This window comes from Paenibacillus gyeongsangnamensis (genome assembly GCF_027533625.1).
In the GTDB taxonomy this organism is placed as follows: domain Bacteria; phylum Bacillota; class Bacilli; order Paenibacillales; family NBRC-103111; genus Paenibacillus_G; species Paenibacillus_G gyeongsangnamensis.
On record NZ_JAQAGZ010000007.1, the window covers coordinates 105,137 to 125,498 of the forward strand.

Here is a 20,362-nt window from a genome sequence, read left to right on the forward strand (position 1 = left end):
ATTCTCTTGAAATCCATGGGGTTTGTCCCTCCTTTGAATTGGTCTAACCGGTTATTTAGATGGTACATAATATGATACGTAGCGGAGGCAACGCTCGTACTAAACGCCTCCCCAATTCTAGTATTTTCAACTAATAGATACGGTTGATGTCTTGCTCCCAATGACGGTTTGATCTGGGATTCCTGTCTATCAAGGTCATCCGTACCGGAAAAACAACGATACCTAGTCAAAAAAAGGAGCTGCCGGCAACAATCCGACAACTCCTGCGTCAGTGCATTGATCTATGTATGGGGATATCAAATTTTGAGGGGCCCAGGCTGCCGGTTTCGACCGGCAGCCTTGCTGCGCTGGCGAGGAGTTCGACTTATTTTGTCTTAGACCGGTATTCCTCCACCATGTAGCCACCGTGGACGTGCATACCATAAGGCATATGGTGGTGATGGAAATGAGGGTACACGTGATGGTGATGCAAATGCATGTGATAAGGATAGGTCGGATAATACTGCATTGGATATTGAGGATAGGACTGCGGTGAGTATGGGTATTGACTATAAGGATTATACGCCATTCGGATACCTCCCAAGTTTTTACTTAATAAACGATAACAATGTATGCTCTTGGAAGAACACGGGATGCTTGCCCCTATAGAATTGGGCTCAAATTAGGCGATTACTGGGGGAATCGGGTTTGGAAGGCCAAAGAAAAAGAGCATTTTGAAGACCGGAGCGGTCGCTCAAAATGCTCTATATTGATCATCATGGACATCCTATAGGGTAATTTCCTCCGTGAAGCGTCGGCGAGCGGAGAGGCTCTTCCGTCTGCTCACGCCTTCGCCAAATAATCGGCAAGCTGGTCGAGGGTACCGCCATACCCTTGTTGAACCATCTCCTGGGAGGCCTCGAACGTTTGAAGCTCCTCCTCCGTCGCCGACAGGGGAAATCCCCGAAGGGTAAGCGTCGTCTTGCCATCCTGCTCGGTGAACGTCATGGCAATCAAAATTTCCAGCGGCCAGGTCTCGTTGAATGGGGCGCGAGCCGTATTGCCCTCCTCATCGGAAAAGGAACTAGTAAAGACCAGCTTCTCCGGCTCTGAGATTTCGCGGTAAACAAATTTGACCCACATGTCATGGCCGTCAGCGGACCTCTGGTTGTAAAGAAGAATGCCATCCGGACGGAGCTCTTGCTTGGATACCGTCATCGTCCAGCCCTTCGGCCCTCACCATTGCCGCAAGCGCTCCGGCTCGGTAAAAGCCTTGAATACAAGCTCGCGCGGCGCATCGAACGTGCGCGTAATAACCAACTCGAATTTGGACATGTCCATTCCTCCTTATGATGCGGTGCGAAGTGCCGAAGCGGCTAACTTGCGATCCTATTCCTTATCCTCGTGCTTCTTTCCTCTTCCTTGCAGCTCGCTGAGGTAATCGTCCAATCGGTCGAATCTCTCCTCCCATAGCCGGCGGTAAGTCTCCAGCCAGGTGTCCATCTCCATGAACGGCTGGGGCCGCAATTTGTAGATACGCCGATTGGCGCTGGGATACACCTCAACGAGCCCCGAATCGCTTAGTACACGGAGATGCTTGGAAGCTTGCGGCTGGTGAAGTTCAAGTCGTTCGGCAATTTCTCCCACGGTGAGGGGACCGTCCCGCAAGAGCTCGACAATGCGTAAACGGTTGGGCTCGGCAAGCGCGCTCAAAGTTGTCATATTCACGCCCATTTACCGTGCTCCTTCCTTCTACAACAAACGGTTTTGGAAATTTCAGCTCATCACTCTCGTTGCGCTTGATTTCTCTATCCCTGATAATGCAGCTTTCCGTTTTCTGTGATACGAAATATAAGAGCCGGCTATTAAGATGTATCCGATAAAGAATAGCATCCATCCGCTCGCAGGGTCGCCTACAGCTATGCTGGAGTACATCGCCCCCGTTAAATCGAATACAAAGCCGGCATAGGCCCATTCCTTGATTCGTGGGAAACCGGGAATGAGTATCGCTGCGACACCTAATAATTTGGCCGTCCCTAGAAAGGGAAGGAGATAGGCGGGATAGCCGAGATGCTGGAATAAGGCAACGGCATCAGGTACAGACATGATATCAGGAATTGAACCAAAAATCATTAAGGCTGCAAAAATACCGGTAAACAGCCAGTAGATGACGTTCATCTTTCTCATTTTCATATTTCCCTCCTACGGTTTGGAATATCCTGGATGGTTGGATCTAAATCTTTGCCAATTGTTCCTCAAGGCGATCCAGCGTCGATGCGGCTCCCTCGATGGCTCCGTACTCCTTGACTACCTTTTCCAGTTCCGCGGCCGTCTTGAAGAGCATCCGCATGCTGAGCTCGGTCTGATTGCCTTGCTCTGCAAACGTCACCGTCACTTGGAATTGTTCGTCCTCTTCGCCCCCGCCATGGGAGTATACGAGCCGTTCGGGTCGTACCACCTCAAGGTAGGCGATTTTGTTATCATAATCGACTCCGTCAGGACCATGCATGACGTAACGCCATACACCGCCCGGCCTGACGTCCATTTCCCGAACCGTAATCGTAAAGCCTCTTGGTCCCCACCATTGCGGCAAATGCTCGGGATCCGTCCATGCTTTAAACACGAATTCACGCGGCGCATGAAAGATACGGGTGATAATAAGCTCACGATCTACTATCGACGTTAGCGTTCTGTTCGCTGCTTTACATTCCGACATGATTTTAATCCTCCACATCATTGTTTTGGTAATCATAATATACCTTTAAAGGAATATTCTTGTCAAGGAATATTTTGATTATACGTGGAAAAACTCGGAATAGTTGTAGGGGCGTGATCAGGACATGCGGGAAAATGACTTGATCAACGCCGGAGAGAACTGTAGCATAAGTATCGGTAAGAAGGTTTCACGGCAGCGAAGGCGCTTCATGAATAAAACGAAAAGACAGGGTGGTATGATGGCCGAATTAGAACAGGAGCAGCGCGGTCGGATCAATAAGGTATTAAAGTACATAGAGACGAACCTCGACCAAACGCTGTCTCTCTCCAATCTGGCGAAGATGTCGACGTATTCGCCGTCTCATTTTCACCGCATGTTTGCCGAGCTGATAGGAGAGACGCCTGCGGATTATGTGAAACGGCTCCGCCTGGAGAAGGCTGCCCATGATTTGATCTATGAGCCCCAGCTATCGGTGACGGAGGTTAGCCTGCAGTGCGGCTTCTCTTCTTTATCCTATTTCACCGCCTCTTTCACCGAGCAGTATCAGCATAGTCCGAAGGCTTGGCGGGAAGGAGCTTACAGGGAGAAGTTCCCAAGACCTTACCTGCACAGCAAGAAATCTAAACAACAAAGCAAGAATAAGCAAGAATCCGAACGGGTAACCGACAGTATACTCGATTCCAGTGGGTCGACCTGTCGAAAGTACGAACCGTCGAGCTTCCGGAGACCGCTGTCGTATTCGCCCACCGGATGGGGGATTATTCGCAGGGACTGGAGGCGGTGTGTGAGCAGGTCTACCGCTGGGCGGAAGCACGGGATCTTCTCACCGAAGATACGAGGATGCTGGGGATTCCGCACAATAACCCATACCTCACACACACGGACAAATGCCGTTACGACTGCTGCATCCCTGTCCCCGGAGGGACCGTGGCGAAAGGGAGCTTGGAGGCCGCTGTCATACCGGGCGGGAAATTTGCTGTTTACGAATTTGAAGAGCCCGTCGAATTCGGCCATCGGCAGCTGCTCATCGATTGTTACTCGGAGCTGTACAGCTTCTGGCTGCCGCGGAGCGGGTACCGGTACACCGGCAATCCTGTAGAGTTCGTACAGATGAGGCGAGCGAAGGGGAGCATGGATATGGAATGCCGGATTACGGCGATTTCCTTGCCCATTGAGCCGAAATCCTAAGATGATACTGAAGGGGAGAATTGCAGAAGATGATCGTTTTTTCGAATCTCAATTATTGGGCCGTGTTGGTTGGAGGACTGTTCTACATGGCGTTCGGGGCGCTGTATTATTCCCCGATCTTGTTCGGCCCGGCATGGCTTAAGCTCAATCAAGTAAAGGAAAGTCAGCTGAAGAGGCCTGTCAACTACGCAGGCTCTGTCCTTGTCGCGTTCCTCAGCTCGCTTCTCATGTCCATCCTGGCACACGCCGCGGGGACAGGCAGCCTTGGAGAGGGATTGGCATTGGGGCTGCTGATCGCTTTCGTGGTGGCGCTGGTCTATTTGAAAAATGCTTTATTCGGCTTGATGAGCCGCAAAGTGTATGCTATCGCCATTGGCGACCATTTGATCTCGTTCGCCGTCTTAGGCATGCTGCATGCCGTATGGAAGTAGGAAGCAAGAAACAGGCCGCCGTCCAAGGATTACGATAGAAGCCGTACCGATTGATTAATAACTTGCCCGGCGGGAAGGATAGAAGTAAATATGCCATCCATTTTGTGGTATAGTATATTTCTATCAAACCCAATGATTTGTCTTTTCCTGGAGGGAACGGTATGGTCGACGTTTTAACGGAAATCATCATCCATCGTACCCGAGATCAAGTTTCGGAATATGCGGCAAACCCGGACAAGGCGCCCGAATGGTACGTCAATATTCAATCGGTACAATGGCAAACGCCGAAGCCGATGAAAGTCGGTTCTAAAATAGCTTTTAAAGCTCAATTCCTTGGACGACAGCTTGCCTATGTGTATGAAATAGCGGAATATGTCCCCGGGAAAATGCTTGTCATGCGAACTGCCGACGGTCCGTTTCCTATGGAAACCACGTATACATGGGAAACGGTTGACGGAAATTCAACCCGAATGACCTTACGTAATCAAGGTGAGCCTAATGGTTTTTCCATGCTGTTTTCTCCGTTTATGTCCTTCTTCATGAAAAAGGCAAACAATAAAGACTTGAAAAAAATCAAGTTTCTACTTGAAAAAAACAACGACTCATCCGCCACCTAATGGATGTTGTTTGATGAGGATCGAACCTGTACAGGATGCTGCCCGAATATGGCTGCATCCTTTTTTTGCACGTATGCAGCAGCGTTTTAACCGGTATACCGATGTCCCTTCGCACGATTCCACTATATTTTTTGCGAAGTTCTCCATCTGCCGCCTCACAATGGCCGGGCACGCCATATATTAAATAAAATCAATTTACGATAAAGTGAGGGGTTTCGGGTGAAAACCGCACGAGTGCTTGGCGAGCAGGGCGTATCCGTCATTACCAGCACGAATCGGCCGCAATTTTTCGATAATATCCTCGCGAATTACACCAGGCAGCGATACCGGATCAAAGAGCTGGTCATCATTTTGAATAAAGACAGCATGGAGCTGTCTCGCTACCGCCGCCTCGCGCGTGCTTATCCTCACGTCTCGGTCTACAAGCTGCCGGAAAAAACGACCCTCGGCAAGTGCCTGAATTATGCGGTAAGCAAGACGAAGCATTCGTTCATATCGAAATTCGATGACGATGATTTCTATTCGCCGTACTATTTGACGGGGCAAATCCGGGCGATGCAACGCACCGGAGCGGACGTGGTGGGAAAACGGGCATATTTCGCCTATCTTGAGGCCAAGAAGCTTCTGGTCCTCCGCTTCCCCAAGCAGCAGAGCAAATTCGTCGGATTGGTTGCCGGCGGGACGATATTATTTAAAAAACGAGTCTTCGGCCCAGTTCGTTTTCCGAACGTCTCCTTGGGGGAAGACGTGACCTTTTTAAGCCGCTGCCGGTCTAAAGGGTATAAAATATTTGCCCCGGCGCCTCACAATTATGTGCAAATCAGAAGAAAAAATAAAAAGAGTCATACCTGGAAAGGAACCGACGCCTATGTGTTAAAGGGCAGCCGCATTGTGGCCCGTACCGTTCAATATCGTAAGCTGACCACCAAGCCGTTATAATAAGGATGGTCTATCCGACGGCGTTCTGATGTCTCGCAGATCTGTGTTGGCAAACGGCATGCCGCCGCACCATGAAAGCCAAGCGACTCTATTGCAGAAATGCGATATCGGGTCGTTTTTTTATTGTTCCTTTTAGATAGCAGATATGTATAGATGTTCAGCACGATCCGTCATTCCATCACGCGGAAGCGGCATCCTATAATATATGAAAACCCTTACGTTTACCTCTCCAAGAGAGCTTGAAAAGGGTTTTTATTTTTCTAAATGGAAGAGGAGGCTATGATGATGAACAAGAAGCGTTTCCACCAAGCCGGAGCTCTGCTGCTGAGCGCCTTTCTGTGTATTCCGCCGGCCGCGGCGCTCGCGGCGTAGGAAACTTCAAGCGGGGGCGGCAAGACTTCGCTTTTCCAGAGGCAGATGGAATATTTGGACCGGGGGCTGGTCGCGGTCCTGACGGACAACGGGGTCTTCGTCAGCTGGAGGCTGCTCGGTACCGAACCGGCATCCACCGCCTTCAACTTATACCGCGACGGCATCCGAGTGAACCCGCAGCCCATTGCCTCCGGAACCAATTATCAGGATCCGGAGGGAACGGCTTCTTCCAGCTATACGGTAAGAGCCGTCGTGAACGGAGAGGAGAAGCCGGCATCCTCCGCGGCGAAGGTGTGGGGCACGAACTATCTGGACGTTCCGCTGCGCAAGCCGGCGGACGGGGTGACCCCGGACGGCGTTAAGTATACGTACAGAGCGAATGACGCCAGCGTCGGGGATTTGGACGGGGACGGTCAGTACGAGCTCATCGTCAAGTGGGATCCGTCCAATTCCAAGGACAATTCCCAGGACGGCTACACCGGGGAAGTGTTTATTGACGCCTATAAGCTGGACGGTACCTTCCTGTGGCGGATCAGCCACGGCAAGAACATCCGGGCCGGGGCCCATTACACCCAGTTTATGGTGTACGACCTGGACGGTGACGGCAGGGCGGAGGTCGCCTTCAAGACCGCGGACGGCACGAAGGACGGCACGGGCAAGATCATCGGCGATCCGAACGCGGATTACCGCAATGCCAAAGGAAGAGTGCTGGACGGTCCGGAGTATCTGACCGTATTTGACGGATTGACGGGAAAAGAGCTGGTGACGACGGACTACGATCCGCCGCGGGGGAAAGTGACCGACTGGGGAGACAATTACGGCAACCGGGTCGACCGGTTCCTAGCGGCCATCGCTTATCTGGACGGGAAAACCCCAAGCCTGATCATGGCTCGCGGCTATTATACGCATACGGTACTGGTCGCGTATAACTGGCGGGACGGCAAGCTGACGAAGCTGTGGAAGTTCGACAGCGCCGGCAATCCGGCGTATGAAGCCCAAGGTAACCACAATTTAAGCGTGGCGGATGTGGACGGCGACGGCAAGGATGAGATCATATACGGCGCGATGACCATTGACGATAACGGTCAAATTCTTTACAGCACGGGGCTGGGACACGGCGACGCCCTGCACGTCGGAGACCTTGACCCGGACAGGCCGGGATATGAAGTGTTCAAGGTCAATGAGCATAAGAATGCGCCTTACGGCGCCGCCGTCTGGGACGCCAAGACCGGCGAGGTGCTCTGGGGCGTATACACGGGGCAGGATACGGGCAGAGGCATGTCGGCCGATATCGATCCCCGGTACAAAGGCGAAGAGGTGTGGGCTTCCACCGGAATAGGCTTATATTCCGTGAAGGGAGAGAAGATCAGCAGCACGACGCCTTCCTCCATCAATTTCGGCATCTGGTGGGACGGCGACCTGCTCCGGGAGCTGCTGGACCATAACTATGATTCCAAGATTGGGGCAGGCCCGGGCAAGATTGATAAGTGGGATTACTTGAACGGTAAAACCGTCAATTTGTTGACCGCCGACGGCACGCTCTCGAACAATTCGACCAAGGGCAATCCGAGTCTGCAGGCCGACATCCTGGGCGATTGGCGGGAAGAGGCGATATGGCGGACCGCCGACAGCAGCGCGCTGCGCATTTATACGACGACGGCTCCGACCGATTACCGCTTTTACACGCTGATGCACGATCCGGTATACCGTTTAGGGGTCGCATGGCAGAATGTCGCCTACAACCAACCTCCGCACACCAGCTTCTATCTGGGCGAGGGCATGGCCCCGCCGCCGGCACCGAACCTGTACGCGGCCGTCGTCCCGGCCAAGATTACGCTGAAGCCGGAGAAGCTGAACCTGCGAAGCCAGGATGAGGAAGGCAAGCTGAAGGCAGCGATCCGGCTGCCGGCGGAGTTCGACGCTTCGCAAATCGACGTATCGACCGTGCAATTGAACGTTTACGGCGGCGGGAGTGTCCCGGCGGACGTGAAGAAGTCCGATGACCTTGAGAGGCAGGAGACCGACCGGGTGGCGTCGGCCTCGGAACAACACAAGGATGATGTAAGCGATAGCCTCGGGAAGGAGCGAAAGGCCGGTAAAGACACGGACAAGGACCGCATTCCGGAGATGACGGTAACTTTCGACCGGCGCAAGCTGTCGAAGCTGCTCGCCGGCCTGCAGGGCGACACCGCTCTTCAGGTGACGGGGAAGCTGAAGGACGGCAGCTTCTTCAGCGGGTCCGTCTCCATTCAAGTGATGAAGTAACCTAAGCAGGAAGCCGTTTCAGGCAGGGGCGGTTTCCTGTTTTTTTGTGCTCGGAAATTGACTTCCGTCCCCATTATTCAATAGTTGCTTTATAGAAAAAAAAGACGTACGGTTGATGGTCGTTCTATGGATTGGGGAATGGGGCCGATTCCCTTTTCCTCTATATACACAAGCTCTATCTAAAGGTAAAATATGGGATAAATAACCTCCGGGACTTCCCGGTTAAGGAGAGATGGGGATGACGATTAAGGCCGTTCTGTTCGACTTTGACGGGACACTGGCGGATACGCTGCCGATTTCCATTCATGCCTTTCAATATGTGTTTCAAAAGTACGACGGGCGGGAGGTATCCGCCGAGGAATTGATCGCCATGTTCGGGCCGACGGAGGATGAGATCATCGCATCCCATCTCGCCAATCAAGCCTCCGTTACGGAAGCGATCCGCGATTATTACGCTATCTACAGGCAAGGCCACGCCGGTCAGCTGCATGGGGCGGATGAGATCCATGAGCTCTTAACCCGCATCCGGGCGAACCAAATGAAAATCGGCGTGATCACGGGAAAAAGCAGAGAAACGCTGCGGATCTCTTCCGAGACTCTCGGCTTGTCCCGATTCTTTGACGTGGTCGTGACGGGAGATGACGCACCGAAGGCGAAGCCCGATCCCGAGGGCATTCTTGCGGCGCTGGAGTTTCTTGGGGTCTCCAAAGAGGAGGCCGTATTCCTCGGGGACAGTCATGCCGATATCCGGGCGGGGAAGGCGGCGGGGGTGCGGACGTACGGCGTGCAGTGGCTGTCTACTTTTCAAAGCGCTCATTTTGAAACGGAGCCGGATTTGATTTTTACGGAAATCGCTCCCTTCCTGCAGCTTATTGAAAGCGAACGCGACCTGCAGCTGCAATGGCTGATCTGGGCCAAGCAAATTCAATCCATCGCTCAGATCGGTCTGACGTATTCCAGAGATGTGTACGATACGGAACGCTACGAAGCGCTCAGAGACATCAGCATCGATATGCTGAACCGGTATACATCAGTCGGGAAGGAGAAGATCCGCTTAAGCTTCGGAAGCGAGGAAGGCTATGCCACGCCGAAGGTGGACATTCGGGGCGTCGTTTTCCGGGAGGGCAAGATTCTGCTGGTCAAGGAAAAGATTGACGGCGCCTGGTCGCTTCCAGGCGGCTGGGCCGATATCGGTCTCTCGCCGTCCGAAGTCGTGGTGAAGGAAATCAAGGAAGAATCCGGCTTTGACGCCAAAGCGTTGAAATTATTGGCCGTCTTGGACAAAAAGTTTCATGGCCACCCGCCGGAGCCTTATCATATTTATAAATTATTTATTCTTTGCACTATCGTGGGCGGGCAGGCTCTGAGCGGCGTGGAGACGAGCGAGGTGCGGTTTTTCGGGGAGGACGAGCTTCCGCCATTGTCCGCCGAACGGAATACGGAACGGCAGATTCGTACGATGTTCGAGTATTTAAGAAACCCGGACAAACCGGTGATTTTGGATTAAGAACAATAAAAAGACCTCCCGGATTCGCTTCGCAAATCAGGAAGGTCGGTTTATTGCTGTGCCCCTTACACTTCGTCCCACAGCCTGCGGACATTTTCCAGGCCGAGCTTGGAGCCGGTCCGGCAATCCTCGAGTCCCTCGAACTCAAGCGAGACGTACCCGTCGTAGCCGGACTGCTTCACGATGCGCAGTGCTTCGCGGATATCGATGTCGCCGTGGCCCGCGATGGCGCCGCGAAGATAGTTGCCGCCGGACGACCTGAACCAGCCGGTTCCGGGATTGGAATGAAACGGACGGATGTAGAAGTCCTTCACATGCACCATGGAAGCATAGGGGACGTTCTTCCTTACCGCCGACAAAACATCCTCGTCCACGCACAGGAAGTTGCCGATATCGAGCGTCGTCCGGAAGTTCTCCCGGTCGACCGCGTGAATTAGGGCCTGCACGCGATCGCTGGCCTGCACGTAGTAGCCATGGTTCTCCACGCTGGTTACGATGCCGTAAGGCGCAGCATAGTCCGCAATGCGCCTGCAGGCATCGGCCAATCGTCCCAGCTCCCGGTTGAAGCTGCGGATGGACCTATCCGGGCTGGAGGCGACATCGTGACGCATCCGCTTCACGCCCAGCCGGGCCGCGATATCAACTTCCCGCATGACGCGCTGAATTTCCGCCTCGTAAGCCTCCGGCGATTCCGTCAGGAAATTGGCTCCGATCGCATAATTGGAGATGTCGAGACCGAGCGTCTGCGCCCTCTCGCGGATCGCATCGATCAACTCCGGATTGCCTGCCAATTGAAAGCCGAGCGGGACGATCTCGATATGTTCTCCGCCGTGCTCGGCGACCCAATCCAGCACGTTCAAGATATCCATTTCCTTCGCCTGGAGCGCACGCACCAAGCTGTAAGAGCTTAATCCAAGCTTCATGACCGACATCCTTCTTTCAATCTGGAGTTAAAGTTTGATCTCCTGCCCCAAACGGGCGGATTCATATATGCCGCACAAGATTTTCATGATCTCAAGACCGTCTTCGACCGGGCTGATCGGCGTATTCCCCGTCCGGCAGCATTCGATGAAATGCTTCACTTCATTCTGAAAGGCCGCCTCGATTTGAATCGTCTTGTGATCGATCTGAGGCTCGATGTTGAGGATTGTATCGTGCTTCTCCGATACGATGAGCAAGGAAGGCTCCGCCTCGATGCCACCTTTGTCTCCGTACAGCTTCACCGTTACTTCGTCCTTCGAGGCATGCAGCGTGAAGCTGACGTCGACCATCAGCGAAGCGCCGTTCTCGAAGCGGATCATCGCGTTGGCCATATCCTCCACCGTATTCAGGGAAGCGTCGTAATCCGCCGCTTTGTAAAAAGACAAGCCTCTCACATTGGACCGGTTCCCGAGCCTGTTGTACGTGTTCCCGCTGACGGATACCGCCTTCGGCCTGCCCATCAAGTACCAACAGAGGTCGATCATGTGGACCCCGATGTCGATCAGCGGGCCGCCGCCGGAGCGGGACGAATCCGCGAACCAGCCGCCGGGATTGCCGAGCCTTCGAAGGATGGAAGCCTTGGCGTAATAAATATCCCCGACCTCGCCTTTCTCGATAAACCGCCGGATCAGCCTGGCCTTGTCGTCATAACGGCGCACGAAGCCCACCTGCAAGATTTTGCCGGTTTCCCGTACGGCCGCCTGCATTTGCAGCGCTTCTTCGACCGTCCGGCAGAGCGGCTTCTCGACGAGGACATGTTTGCCCGCGCGTAGTGCGGCAATGCCGATTTCTGCATGCGTGTCGTTCCAGGTACAGATGCTGACCGCCTCGATTTCAGGATCGGAGAGCAGGTCGCGGTAATCCGTATAGACCTGCGGGATCCCGTAGCGGGAGGCTTTCTCCCGGGCCCTGTCCCCATTCAGATCGCAGATGGCACTGAGCCGCACATCCGGCTGCTTTTTATACGCCTGCAGATGAAGCTCCGAGATGGAGCCCGCCCCGATCAAGCCGATGTTTATTCCGTTCATAACGCTGCCTTCCTCCTCTTTAATGGATCAAGCGTTGAATGAGGATACAATGGAGTGTACAATCACTTTATCATGCCGCAATCAAAGGATGGAATGCCCATTATGACCACCTACATGGACTATACGATCAGTCCGAAGCGCATCCGCATTATTGACCGGAAAGTGGATGGCAGCAAGCTTCATTTGAAATCGCTGTCCATTGTCAGCGTAGGACATCTGCCGAATCGGACCTTGTATCGGAGAGAAGCCCGCTTTCAGCATTTCGCCGTCGTATATATCGACGGAGGGTCCGGCACGTACCGCGCGGGCAGCGGAGAGAATCAGGCCGTCCGGGAGGGAAGCTTGTTCTTTTTCTATCCGGGAGAGGTGTTCGATTACGGGCCGGAGCCCGGCGGCTACTGGGACGAATATTACTTCACCATCGAAGGCCCGCGCATCGGAGAGTGGCTCTCCACGTGGCTGCCTGAACCGGGATCGGTTATCCAGGTGGGTACGGATGACACCCGGCACAGCCGGATCAGCCGAATCTTTCTACACATGGAGAGCGGCGCCGCAAGCCAGGTGGACCGGGCGTCCCTGCTGCTCGAATCGCTGCTCTACGACTTGATGCATCCGGCCTCTCGAGAGCCGCAGAGAGACCATGCCGGACATGCGGCGAAGGTGATGGATGAGCTCAGCGAAGCGGCCATCGGGCCGTTCGATGCGCGGAAGCTATGCGAACGGCATCATATCTCATTATCCACGCTGCGTCGGCTCGTCGCGAAGCATACGGGCTATCCGCTTAACGAATATGTGCACCGGCTGAAGATCGCCGAGGCGAAGAACATCCTCTTGAACACCGATCAACCCGTCAAAAGTATCGCCGCCGCCCTTGGGTACACCGACGTTTTTTATTTCTCGCGTCTCTTCAAGAAATACGTAGGGGTCTCTCCGCTCCTGTTCCGGACTACCGTGTAAGCGCTTAATGATTTTCTCGAACGGCCGGTTTAGTCCGTGTTATAATTACAATCATTCCTATGGAAAAGGAGCTGTAGCATGAAACAACGATGGCAACGAAACGAAGTGCCGGTCGGACTGACCTGGGATCTGGACGGGCTGTTCCCGAGCAAGGACGCTTGGGAGGCGGAGCTGCAAACGATCGAGAAGGAGGCTGCCCTCATGGGGCGCTTCCGGGGGAAGCTGAGCCAAGGCGCCGGCATACTGGCGGATTGCCTGAAGGAGCAGGAGGCGCTGCTCGCACGGAACGGGCGGGCGGGAGCTTATGCGAGACTCCGCTATTCGGAAGACTCCGGCAATCCGGACAACCAGTCCGGCTCCGCCCGTGCCGGGGATGTCGCGTCGGGCATCGGGGCGGCGCTTTCTTTTATCCGTTCGGAAATCATGGAGCTGCCTGAAGGGACCGTGGAGGAATACATAAAGCAGGAACCGCGGCTGCAGCCTTTCCGTAAAAGCTTGTACGATCTGCTGGAGACGAAGCCTTACAAGCTGAGTGCCGAGACGGAATCGGTTCTCGCGTCTTTGGGAGAAGTGCTGGGCGCGCCGTATACGATTTATCAACGCAGCAAGCTCTCGGATATGTCGTTCTCCCCCGTTCAAGACGATCGGAACGTAACGCACCCGGTCTCGTTCGCGCTGTTCGAGACAAGCTATGAATTTTCCGCCAATACTTCCCTGCGCCGGGCTTCTTACGATTCTTTCACGCGAACGCTGGGACAGTACCGGAATACGATAGCCGGAACCTACGCAGCGGAAGTGAAACGGCAAACCGTGACCGCGCGCCTTCGCGGATATGAGTCCGTGACGGATATGCTTCTGCAGCCGCAGCAGGTGACGAAGGAGATGTACCATCATATCCTGGATACGATCCGTTCGGAGCTTGCGCCGCACATGCGCCGGTTCATGGGGCTGAAGAAGAGGGTGCTCGGAATCGATCGCCTGCTGTTTTGCGACCTGAAGGCGCCGATGGATCCCGAGTTCAATCCGGAGGTAACGATCGAAGAAGCCGGCAGGACGATTCTGGACGCGCTTCAGGTGATGGGGCCCGAATATGTGCGGCTTATGGAGGAAGCGTTATCGAACCGGTGGATCGACTATGCGGACAATGTCGGCAAATCGACCGGCGCATTCTGCGCTACGCCGTACGGAGCGCATTCCTACATCCTGATTACGTGGGGAGGCAATATGCGAAGCGCCTTCACGCTGGCGCACGAGCTCGGCCACGCCGGGCATCTGATGCTGGCGGCCCGTCATCAATCCTTCACTAACTTCCGGCCTTCGACTTACTTCATCGAAGCGCCGTCTACGATGAACGAGCTGCTCCTCGCGCAGCATATCCTCAAGCAGTCGGACGATCCGAGGATGAAGCGATGGGTGATTCTGCAGCTGCTGAATACGTACTATCATAACTTCGTGACGCATTTGCTCGAAGGCGACATGCAGCGAAGAGTGTACGAGGCGGCGGAGGCAGGCGAGGCGCTTACGGCTGGTACCTTATCGGCGCTCAAAGGCCGGGTGCTCTCCGAATTCTGGGGTGATGAGGTAGAGCTGGATCCCGGGGCCAGCTTGACTTGGATGCGCCAGCCGCACTACTACATGGGCTTATATCCCTACACCTACGCGGCGGGCCTAACCGCTTCGACGGCAGTGGCGCAGCGGATGAAAGAGGAAGGGCAGCCTGTTATTGACCGTTGGCTGGACGTTCTTAAGGCCGGAGGAACCTTGCGACCGCTTGACCTGCTCAAGCTCGCAGGCGTTGACATGTCCGAAGCCCGGCCGATTCGCAGCGCGGTGGCATATGTCGGGACGCTTATCGATGAGCTGGAGACTTTGTTTTAAGCGGACACCCGCTTGGATATCAGACGCCGGTTTTCATTGCCGAGGAGGCTCGTTCGATGGTTCTTCATCCTTGGCGAAGACATAGGCCAGCAAGCGTTCTTGCTCGATCCCGAGGACTAGGGCCACTTTGATAATGTCCAAATCGGAGTTAGGTTTTGGAAGATTTATTGAGTTATCGGACATAAATTACAACCATCCTTCGAATGAATATTTAGTATAAACCGGTTCAGGGAATAGACGTAAAATTAACCGATGTGATATAGTTGAATTATCGCATAAACTCGGTACGAGAAAGGCAAAGCCATTGAAAAGTGGCGACGCAAAGCTATAGGGGCTACCTTCGCAGATGGTTCTCCACCTGCGAATATGCCAGCCAGCTACCGAATACGGCCTCCGTCCGACGCGGCTTAAATGATTGAGGAGGGTAAAGCTTATGGGACAAGTAAGTTTGGACATTCAACAGCTTATTGATCATTTACATTTGCCGGAGAAGCGCATATTGGAAATGTTCTCGTTCCGGCTCAATGACAATGTGTTGACGGAGGAAGAATCCATCCGCTTTATCCATTTTCTTAGAAACGAGTTATCGAACAGCACCCGATGAGGGTGCTGTTTTAATATTTAGTGAATAAGTCACATTATGAGCCATGCCTGCTGCAAATACAGTCGTTTGATGTCTGTCAAAACCTCAAATTTTTGTAAAAATGAAGGATCAACGGAACGAAGCTTCCCGGTTTCGGGAAAAAACCTCCGCCTTCCCCGATTCACTCCACTTTCCTTGATTCGATCGCTATCCTACTTTCGTATGAAAATAGATTCCGGTCTCCCATCCTATGGAGACGGCACAGTGGCTGCTCCGTTTGTAAACGACAGAAGACCTGAAGGCTGCTTCCCGCAAGCCTTCAGGTCTTCTCTGTTAATATGTAAATCCGCTGATGGCCACGACCGCCGGACGAGGGTAGCCGCCGCCCCGCGAGAGCCATGTGCTGGCCGGAAGCGAAGCTTCGTCCGGGCCTGCGCCCGGATATTGTACGGCAAGGAACATCGTCCGCTCGTCCGGGGTAAAGCAAGGTCCGGCCAGCACCGCTCCTGTCGGCGCGGAGGCGAATTGAAGCACTTTGCGCTTAGCGGAGGCCGGAGAGAGCACGGCGAACAGGCCGTTGTTTTTGAACTCGGCGTAGGCGCCTTGGTTCAATTGGGACTGGGCGATTTCGGTGCCAGCCCAGAGATTGCCGAAGTGATCTGTAATCAGACTGCCCGGCGAGCTGAATTCGCCTTGACGGCCGCCGCTGATCAGTGTCTCGAAGGCGAACGCCTCGGCGCCGTGGTCGCCGTCTTGTTCGACCAAGTGGCTGATGTGGCCGTGCAGGTTGCCGTGAAGGGCGTTGTTCATATGCGCGATGAACAAGGTTCCCTCTTGCGGGCTGGGCTGTACTGTCTCCGGCCGGTCTGTCGGCGTTGCGCCCAAGAGGAGGGCGGCTTCCGAGGCATAGACATAGACGTCGGCTTCTTCCTTGAACAGCTCAAGCAGCTCCTCCCGCGTATATCCCAGCGCCGGCGGCAACGGTGTTTGCAGATCGTTCAGCGCATCGCGCACCGCCTCGATCCGGAGGGCGACCCAGCGGCCCTTGACCATATCCGCCGCATACAGCGTGCCGTCGGTCAGCAGGTCGGAATTGGCTTTGCCCCGGAAAGGATCATAGGTTTGTTTGCTTATGTATTTATAGATGCAGGCATAGTCTGCGCTGTCTCCCATATAGACGACGACGCGGCCGTCCTTGCTTAGGGTCATGGCGGCGCTGCCGTGTTGAAAACGTCCGAGCGCCGTATGTTTGCGGAGCTTGAAGCCGGCATCCGTGGGGTCTTCCTCTGTTACCCAGCCGTAATGGGTTTGCGGCAGGCCTGCATCCCTCGCGGCCAATGCCGCATTATTTTCGGACGATAGCTGGGTTCCCCAGAGCGTTCGTCCGCCCGAGCCGCTGCCGAGCGTGCCTTGAACCCGGCTTGCGCCGTAAACCGCCTTGGCCCCGCGGGCCGGTCCGGCAAGCTCGAAGGCGTCAAGGCCCGATATTCTGCGGGCGGAAGGCGCGGAGGCATCCATTTTCCACGCGCCGAACGCATCCCGGTAAACGCCGAGTACGGATGCGCCCTGATTATACAGCAGCTTCTCGATTTGAGACGACGAGTAGCTTCCGTTCGTTTTGGCCCCAAGCACCCAGTAGGCGTCCGCCGATTCGTGATGGACCCAGAGCAGTCCATTCAATGAAGACGAACCGTCGGCCGGATAGTAACCGGTGTAGCTGTTGTTGAATCCGAACGTGTCGCCTTTCGCGTTGATGGAGTCGCCGAAGGCGGCAAGCACATCGTACTTGAAGCCGGAAGGCAGCAGCAGCTCATCCTGGCTGGAGGGAGGAATCAGTCCGGGGGCCGAAGTCAGCGGGTCGGTCTCATAGGAGAATAGAGCCTTTGCGCTTTCCTGGGATTTCGCTTGGCCGGTCAGCGCTCCGAGGCCGGATGATGCGGCGAGCAGGGCGACGGTGCCGGATCCGACGTAAGCGAGAAAAGACCGGCGGGAAATATGTTTTTTGTCGTTCATGATACGCCTCCTGGGGCTAGATTTCAGCTTCGTGCTTATGTCATGGGAGTCATGTTTCAATCTATTAATTTCCCTGTAAATATTTCTAACATCATATTATAATAAGATAGAGCTTTATGTATATAGTTTCCTTTTATTCTGGCCAGGATAAACGGCTACGCCGTCCTTGTCTTACAAGGACCAGAGCGTTTATCAAGGTTGATGCGAAGCTATAAGTTACGACAACTTATCAATTCTAATCAACTCAAACAGGGTGGCGATCGCACTGGATTGGACGGCAGAGGTACCCGAAGACGAGCCCTTCCTGGTTCGGCTTTATACCAGCGTACGGGAGGATGAGGTGCGGAGCTTCGGTTGGGACGAAGCGCAAATGCAGGCTTTTCTGGAAATGCAGTTTCGCATGCAGCGGCAGTCGTACCGGCTGCAGTATCCGGCTGCGGAATATCGGATCATTCGTATGGGCGGCGAGCCGGTCGGAAGACTCATCATCGCTTCCTTGCCGGATGCCGTGGTTTTGGTGGATATATCGCTGCTTCCCGCTTACCGTAAGATGGGCATCGGTACAAGACTATTGTCGGCGCTGAAGCAAGAGGCTGCGGGCGGAGGGAAACCCGTACGATTGCAAGTTATGCATACCAATCCGGCCAAACGTCTGTATGAACGGCTCGGATTCCATACAACCGGGAGGAATGAGCTTTACGCTGCCATGGAGTGGCAGCCCGTTATTCGATGAACAAAGAGAGGGAATGTGAAATATGAACTCTTACTCGTTAGCCGCTTTCAAGGAGGCTGTCGGTACTCCATTCAAGGTGCAGGCAGGCGAACGCGAGGCGACGCTGCAGCTCGATGAGATTGAGGAACGGGTCATTCGTCCCGACTTTGAACAATTTTCGCTGCTGCTATCCGGTCCCTTAGGTACTTTTCTTCCTCAGCAAACATACCGCATTCGCAATGACAGGCTGGGGGAAATGGAGTTGTTTATGGTGCCTGTCGGGCAAACCGCCGAAGGGTACCGGTATGAGGCGGCCTTCAGTTTAGTTCGTTGATAAGAATTTATAAGTATTCGTAACTTATAGCTTCGCATCAACCTTGGCAAACGCGCTGGTCCTTGTAAGAAAAGGACAGCGTAGCCGTTTATCCTGGGTTGATAAGACTTTATAAGTTTTCGCGGGCTTTTAGCTTCGCATCAACCTTGATAAACGCGCTGGTCCTTGTAAGACAAGGACGGCGTAGCCGTTTATCCTGGGTTAATACATAATAATGAGAAACGAAAGCTAGGAGGAAGAACGATTGAGTCAACCTTATGTAGGCGAAATACGGATTTTTGCCGGGAACTTCGCTCCCGCCGGTTGGATGTTTTGCGATGGAAGAAGCCTCGCCATCTCAGAATATGGAACGCTATATAACTTGATCGGAACAACTTATGGCGGAGACGGGACGAGCACGTTCAATCTGCCGGACTTGAGAGGACGCATCCCGATTCACCAAGGTCAAAATTATACCCTTGTTCAACAGGGAGGCAGCGAAACGGTCACCTTAACCACGAGTCAAATCCCCGCACACAATCATGCGATGTCCGGACAATCGAAAAGGGGCAACACGAACAATCCTCAGAATGCGGTTTGGGCCAAATCCACCTTGAAACAGTTCAATAGCGATGCCGGGAGCCCGAATCCCATGCATCCGAATATTGTATCCTCGATCGGCGGAAGCCAGCCCCACGACAACATGATGCCTTACTTGACGGTAAATTTCATTATCAGTTTGTTTGGAGTCTTTCCTTCTCCAAATTAAAAAATATAGCGGAAAGGCGGGAGGAAAAGCGATGTCAGAACCCTTTTTGGGAGAGATAAAACTAATTTCATTTAACTTTGCCCCCAAGGGATGGGCATTGTGCGACGGTCAGCTTATGCCGATCAATCAGAACCAAGCGCTGTTCTCCATTCTCGGAACGACTTATGGCGGGGATGGTAGACTCAACTTTGGTTTACCCGATTTACGGGGCAGGGTACCCGTTAGTGCCGGGAATGGGATCGTTCTCGGAGAAAAACAAGGCGAGGAGGCCCATACGTTGAACATCTCGGAGCTGCCGGCCCATACGCATAAGATTAGCGGCAGCAAGGCACAGGCCGTTTCCCGTACGGTGTCAGGGCAAGTCTGGGGATTGACGGCCGCCAGCTCCTACAATACCTTGAGCGCGCTGCCCGCAGGGGACGGCGTCCTGTCTCCTGCCGCCGTAAGCAATGCCGGAGGCAGTCAGCCTCATATCAACATGCAGCCTTACTTAACGATTAACTTTTGTATTGCTTTGCAGGGAATTTTTCCAAGTCCAAATTAATGGAGAGGTACAAGTATGAGTAATCCATTCTTAGCCGAGATCCGAATATTTGCAGGTAATTTTCCTCCAAAGGGCTGGGCCTTATGTGACGGGCGACTGCTGCCGATATCTCAAAATACGGCGCTGTTCTCGCTGCTGGGCACCACTTATGGAGGAGACGGGAAAAGCAATTTCGCGCTGCCAAATCTAATGGATCGCGCTCCTCTAGGCCAGGGGCAAGGGCCCGGGTTGTCTCTGTACGACCTCGGCTCCTCGGGAGGAGAAGCTGCAGTTACTTTGACGAGTACCGAGATGCCTGCACATTCGCATACATTGAACGGCTCATCGGCTCCGGGAAACCAAGATTCTCCGGCAGGGGCACTGTGGGCCGATACGCCGGGACTCGCCGCCGGGCAAGCTTATGATGCCTCGGCCTCTCCTGATTGGGTGCCAATGGACGCAAGCGCAATGGCGGTTGCAGGAGGGAATCAGCCTCACAATAATAAGCAGCCTTACCTCGGCCTTACCTTTATTATCGCAATGCAAGGAGTTTATCCGCCCCGCACGTAAAGTGACGTTTTTATAAAGAAA

20 protein-coding genes, 2 pseudogenes and 1 riboswitch are annotated in these 20,362 nt (G+C 53.9%); of the genes and pseudogenes, 15 read left to right on the plus strand and 7 right to left on the minus strand.

Going from position 1 to position 20,362, the window contains the following annotated elements; translation table 11 throughout:
* Positions 1–822: 822 nt before the first annotated feature.
* The 4 genes and pseudogenes from O9H85_RS12465 to O9H85_RS12480 form a co-directional block, all read right to left on the minus strand.
* Positions 823–1,320, minus strand: a pseudogene (locus O9H85_RS12465) (SRPBCC domain-containing protein).
* 48 nt (positions 1,321–1,368) lie between these two features.
* Positions 1,369–1,713: an ArsR/SmtB family transcription factor gene (locus O9H85_RS12470; protein ID WP_269881712.1), complete on the minus strand. Its 345-nt coding sequence runs from the start codon at positions 1,711–1,713 to the stop codon at positions 1,369–1,371.
* A gap of 42 nt (positions 1,714–1,755) precedes the next feature.
* A complete protein-coding gene (locus O9H85_RS12475; protein ID WP_269881714.1) occupies positions 1,756–2,166 on the minus strand; it encodes a DoxX family protein in 411 nt (136 codons plus the stop codon).
* Positions 2,167–2,212: 46 nt separating this feature from the next.
* Positions 2,213–2,695, minus strand: a complete 483-nt coding sequence (locus O9H85_RS12480) for an SRPBCC family protein (protein WP_269881715.1) — start codon at positions 2,693–2,695, stop codon at positions 2,213–2,215.
* 373 nt (positions 2,696–3,068) lie between these two features.
* Between O9H85_RS12480 and O9H85_RS12485 the strand changes: the two are divergent.
* The 7 genes and pseudogenes from O9H85_RS12485 to O9H85_RS37480 form a co-directional block, all read left to right on the plus strand.
* Positions 3,069–3,218, plus strand: a pseudogene (locus O9H85_RS12485) (helix-turn-helix domain-containing protein); the annotation flags it as partial.
* Positions 3,219–3,445: 227 nt separating this feature from the next.
* A complete protein-coding gene (locus O9H85_RS12490) occupies positions 3,446–3,883 on the plus strand; it encodes an AraC family transcriptional regulator (protein WP_269881886.1) in 438 nt (145 codons plus the stop codon).
* A gap of 29 nt (positions 3,884–3,912) precedes the next feature.
* Positions 3,913–4,314, plus strand: coding sequence for a DUF1761 domain-containing protein (locus O9H85_RS12495; protein ID WP_269881716.1), 402 nt, complete (start codon positions 3,913–3,915; stop codon positions 4,312–4,314).
* A gap of 161 nt (positions 4,315–4,475) precedes the next feature.
* Positions 4,476–4,931, plus strand: coding sequence for an SRPBCC family protein (locus tag O9H85_RS12500; RefSeq protein WP_269881718.1), 456 nt, complete (start codon positions 4,476–4,478; stop codon positions 4,929–4,931).
* 219 nt (positions 4,932–5,150) lie between these two features.
* Positions 5,151–5,870 carry a glycosyltransferase family 2 protein gene (locus O9H85_RS12505; protein WP_269881719.1) on the plus strand — a complete coding sequence of 240 codons (720 nt, stop codon included), beginning with the start codon at positions 5,151–5,153 and terminating at the stop codon, positions 5,868–5,870.
* A 417-nt stretch (positions 5,871–6,287) separates the two neighbouring features.
* Positions 6,288–8,507 carry a rhamnogalacturonan lyase gene (locus tag O9H85_RS12510; protein ID WP_409348136.1) on the plus strand — a complete coding sequence of 740 codons (2,220 nt, stop codon included), beginning with the start codon at positions 6,288–6,290 and terminating at the stop codon, positions 8,505–8,507.
* A gap of 238 nt (positions 8,508–8,745) precedes the next feature.
* Positions 8,746–10,014, plus strand: coding sequence for an NUDIX hydrolase N-terminal domain-containing protein (locus O9H85_RS37480; RefSeq protein WP_333474198.1), 1,269 nt, complete (start codon positions 8,746–8,748; stop codon positions 10,012–10,014).
* Between the two features lie 65 nt (positions 10,015–10,079).
* Here O9H85_RS37480 and O9H85_RS12525 read toward each other — a convergent pair whose 3' ends face one another.
* Both O9H85_RS12525 and O9H85_RS12530 read right to left on the minus strand, forming a co-directional pair.
* Entirely contained in the window at positions 10,080–10,937 is an 858-nt protein-coding gene (locus O9H85_RS12525; RefSeq protein ID WP_269881720.1) for a sugar phosphate isomerase/epimerase family protein, read from the minus strand.
* A 27-nt stretch (positions 10,938–10,964) separates the two neighbouring features.
* Complete coding sequence (locus O9H85_RS12530) at positions 10,965–12,023, minus strand: Gfo/Idh/MocA family protein (RefSeq protein WP_269881721.1); 1,059 nt, start codon at positions 12,021–12,023, stop codon at positions 10,965–10,967.
* 102 nt (positions 12,024–12,125) lie between these two features.
* Between O9H85_RS12530 and O9H85_RS12535 the strand changes: the two genes are divergently transcribed.
* The 3 genes from O9H85_RS12535 (at position 12,126) to O9H85_RS12545 (ending at position 15,462) form a co-directional block, all read left to right on the plus strand.
* Complete coding sequence (locus O9H85_RS12535) at positions 12,126–12,980, plus strand: helix-turn-helix transcriptional regulator (RefSeq protein ID WP_269881722.1); 855 nt, start codon at positions 12,126–12,128, stop codon at positions 12,978–12,980.
* Positions 12,981–13,058: 78 nt separating this feature from the next.
* Entirely contained in the window at positions 13,059–14,858 is a 1,800-nt protein-coding gene (pepF, locus tag O9H85_RS12540; RefSeq protein WP_269881723.1) for an oligoendopeptidase F, read from the plus strand.
* Between the two features lie 284 nt (positions 14,859–15,142).
* Positions 15,143–15,243, plus strand: a riboswitch (cyclic di-GMP riboswitch).
* Positions 15,244–15,291: 48 nt separating this feature from the next.
* Complete coding sequence (locus tag O9H85_RS12545) at positions 15,292–15,462, plus strand: hypothetical protein (protein WP_269881725.1); 171 nt, start codon at positions 15,292–15,294, stop codon at positions 15,460–15,462.
* 312 nt (positions 15,463–15,774) lie between these two features.
* Here the strand turns inward: O9H85_RS12545 and O9H85_RS12550 are convergent, their stop codons facing one another.
* On the minus strand, positions 15,775–17,454 hold the full coding sequence (locus O9H85_RS12550) for a PhoX family protein (protein WP_269881726.1): 1,680 nt from the start codon (positions 17,452–17,454) through the stop codon (positions 15,775–15,777).
* 253 nt (positions 17,455–17,707) lie between these two features.
* On the opposite strand from O9H85_RS12550, the gene O9H85_RS12555 reads away from it, so the two are divergent.
* From O9H85_RS12555 to O9H85_RS12575, 5 genes are all read left to right on the plus strand, one after another.
* Entirely contained in the window at positions 17,708–18,187 is a 480-nt protein-coding gene (locus O9H85_RS12555; protein WP_269881727.1) for a GNAT family N-acetyltransferase, read from the plus strand.
* A 22-nt stretch (positions 18,188–18,209) separates the two neighbouring features.
* Positions 18,210–18,500: a DUF6916 family protein gene (locus O9H85_RS12560; RefSeq protein WP_269881728.1), complete on the plus strand. Its 291-nt coding sequence runs from the start codon at positions 18,210–18,212 to the stop codon at positions 18,498–18,500.
* A 244-nt stretch (positions 18,501–18,744) separates the two neighbouring features.
* Positions 18,745–19,248: a phage tail protein gene (locus O9H85_RS12565; protein ID WP_269881729.1), complete on the plus strand. Its 504-nt coding sequence runs from the start codon at positions 18,745–18,747 to the stop codon at positions 19,246–19,248.
* A 31-nt stretch (positions 19,249–19,279) separates the two neighbouring features.
* A complete protein-coding gene (locus O9H85_RS12570; RefSeq protein ID WP_269881731.1) occupies positions 19,280–19,792 on the plus strand; it encodes a phage tail protein in 513 nt (170 codons plus the stop codon).
* A gap of 15 nt (positions 19,793–19,807) precedes the next feature.
* Positions 19,808–20,341 carry a phage tail protein gene (locus O9H85_RS12575; RefSeq protein ID WP_269881732.1) on the plus strand — a complete coding sequence of 178 codons (534 nt, stop codon included), beginning with the start codon at positions 19,808–19,810 and terminating at the stop codon, positions 20,339–20,341.
* Positions 20,342–20,362: the final 21 nt, after the last annotated feature.

Excerpts from the sequence above, each read along its gene's own strand:
- O9H85_RS12500 (WP_269881718.1), top strand. The coding sequence starts at position 4,476 with ATGGTCGACGTTTTAACGGAAATCATCATCCATCGTACCCGAGATCAA.
- O9H85_RS12510 (WP_409348136.1), top strand. The coding sequence starts at position 6,288 with ATGGAATATTTGGACCGGGGGCTGGTCGCGGTCCTGACGGACAACGGG.
- O9H85_RS12530 (WP_269881721.1), bottom strand. The coding sequence starts at position 12,023 with ATGAACGGAATAAACATCGGCTTGATCGGGGCGGGCTCCATCTCGGAG.
- O9H85_RS12535 (WP_269881722.1), top strand. The coding sequence starts at position 12,126 with ATGACCACCTACATGGACTATACGATCAGTCCGAAGCGCATCCGCATT.
- O9H85_RS12575 (WP_269881732.1), top strand. The coding sequence starts at position 19,808 with ATGAGTAATCCATTCTTAGCCGAGATCCGAATATTTGCAGGTAATTTT.
- O9H85_RS12570 (WP_269881731.1), top strand. The coding sequence starts at position 19,280 with ATGTCAGAACCCTTTTTGGGAGAGATAAAACTAATTTCATTTAACTTT.
- O9H85_RS12560 (WP_269881728.1), top strand. The coding sequence starts at position 18,210 with ATGAACTCTTACTCGTTAGCCGCTTTCAAGGAGGCTGTCGGTACTCCA.
- O9H85_RS37480 (WP_333474198.1), top strand. The coding sequence starts at position 8,746 with ATGACGATTAAGGCCGTTCTGTTCGACTTTGACGGGACACTGGCGGAT.
- O9H85_RS12495 (WP_269881716.1), top strand. The coding sequence starts at position 3,913 with ATGATCGTTTTTTCGAATCTCAATTATTGGGCCGTGTTGGTTGGAGGA.
- O9H85_RS12480 (WP_269881715.1), bottom strand. The coding sequence starts at position 2,695 with ATGTCGGAATGTAAAGCAGCGAACAGAACGCTAACGTCGATAGTAGAT.
- O9H85_RS12490 (WP_269881886.1), top strand. The coding sequence starts at position 3,446 with ATGGGGGATTATTCGCAGGGACTGGAGGCGGTGTGTGAGCAGGTCTAC.
- O9H85_RS12470 (WP_269881712.1), bottom strand. The coding sequence starts at position 1,713 with ATGGGCGTGAATATGACAACTTTGAGCGCGCTTGCCGAGCCCAACCGT.
- O9H85_RS12525 (WP_269881720.1), bottom strand. The coding sequence starts at position 10,937 with ATGAAGCTTGGATTAAGCTCTTACAGCTTGGTGCGTGCGCTCCAGGCG.
- O9H85_RS12545 (WP_269881725.1), top strand. The coding sequence starts at position 15,292 with ATGGGACAAGTAAGTTTGGACATTCAACAGCTTATTGATCATTTACAT.
- O9H85_RS12550 (WP_269881726.1), bottom strand. The coding sequence starts at position 17,454 with ATGAACGACAAAAAACATATTTCCCGCCGGTCTTTTCTCGCTTACGTC.
- O9H85_RS12475 (WP_269881714.1), bottom strand. The coding sequence starts at position 2,166 with ATGAGAAAGATGAACGTCATCTACTGGCTGTTTACCGGTATTTTTGCA.
- pepF (WP_269881723.1), top strand. The coding sequence starts at position 13,059 with ATGAAACAACGATGGCAACGAAACGAAGTGCCGGTCGGACTGACCTGG.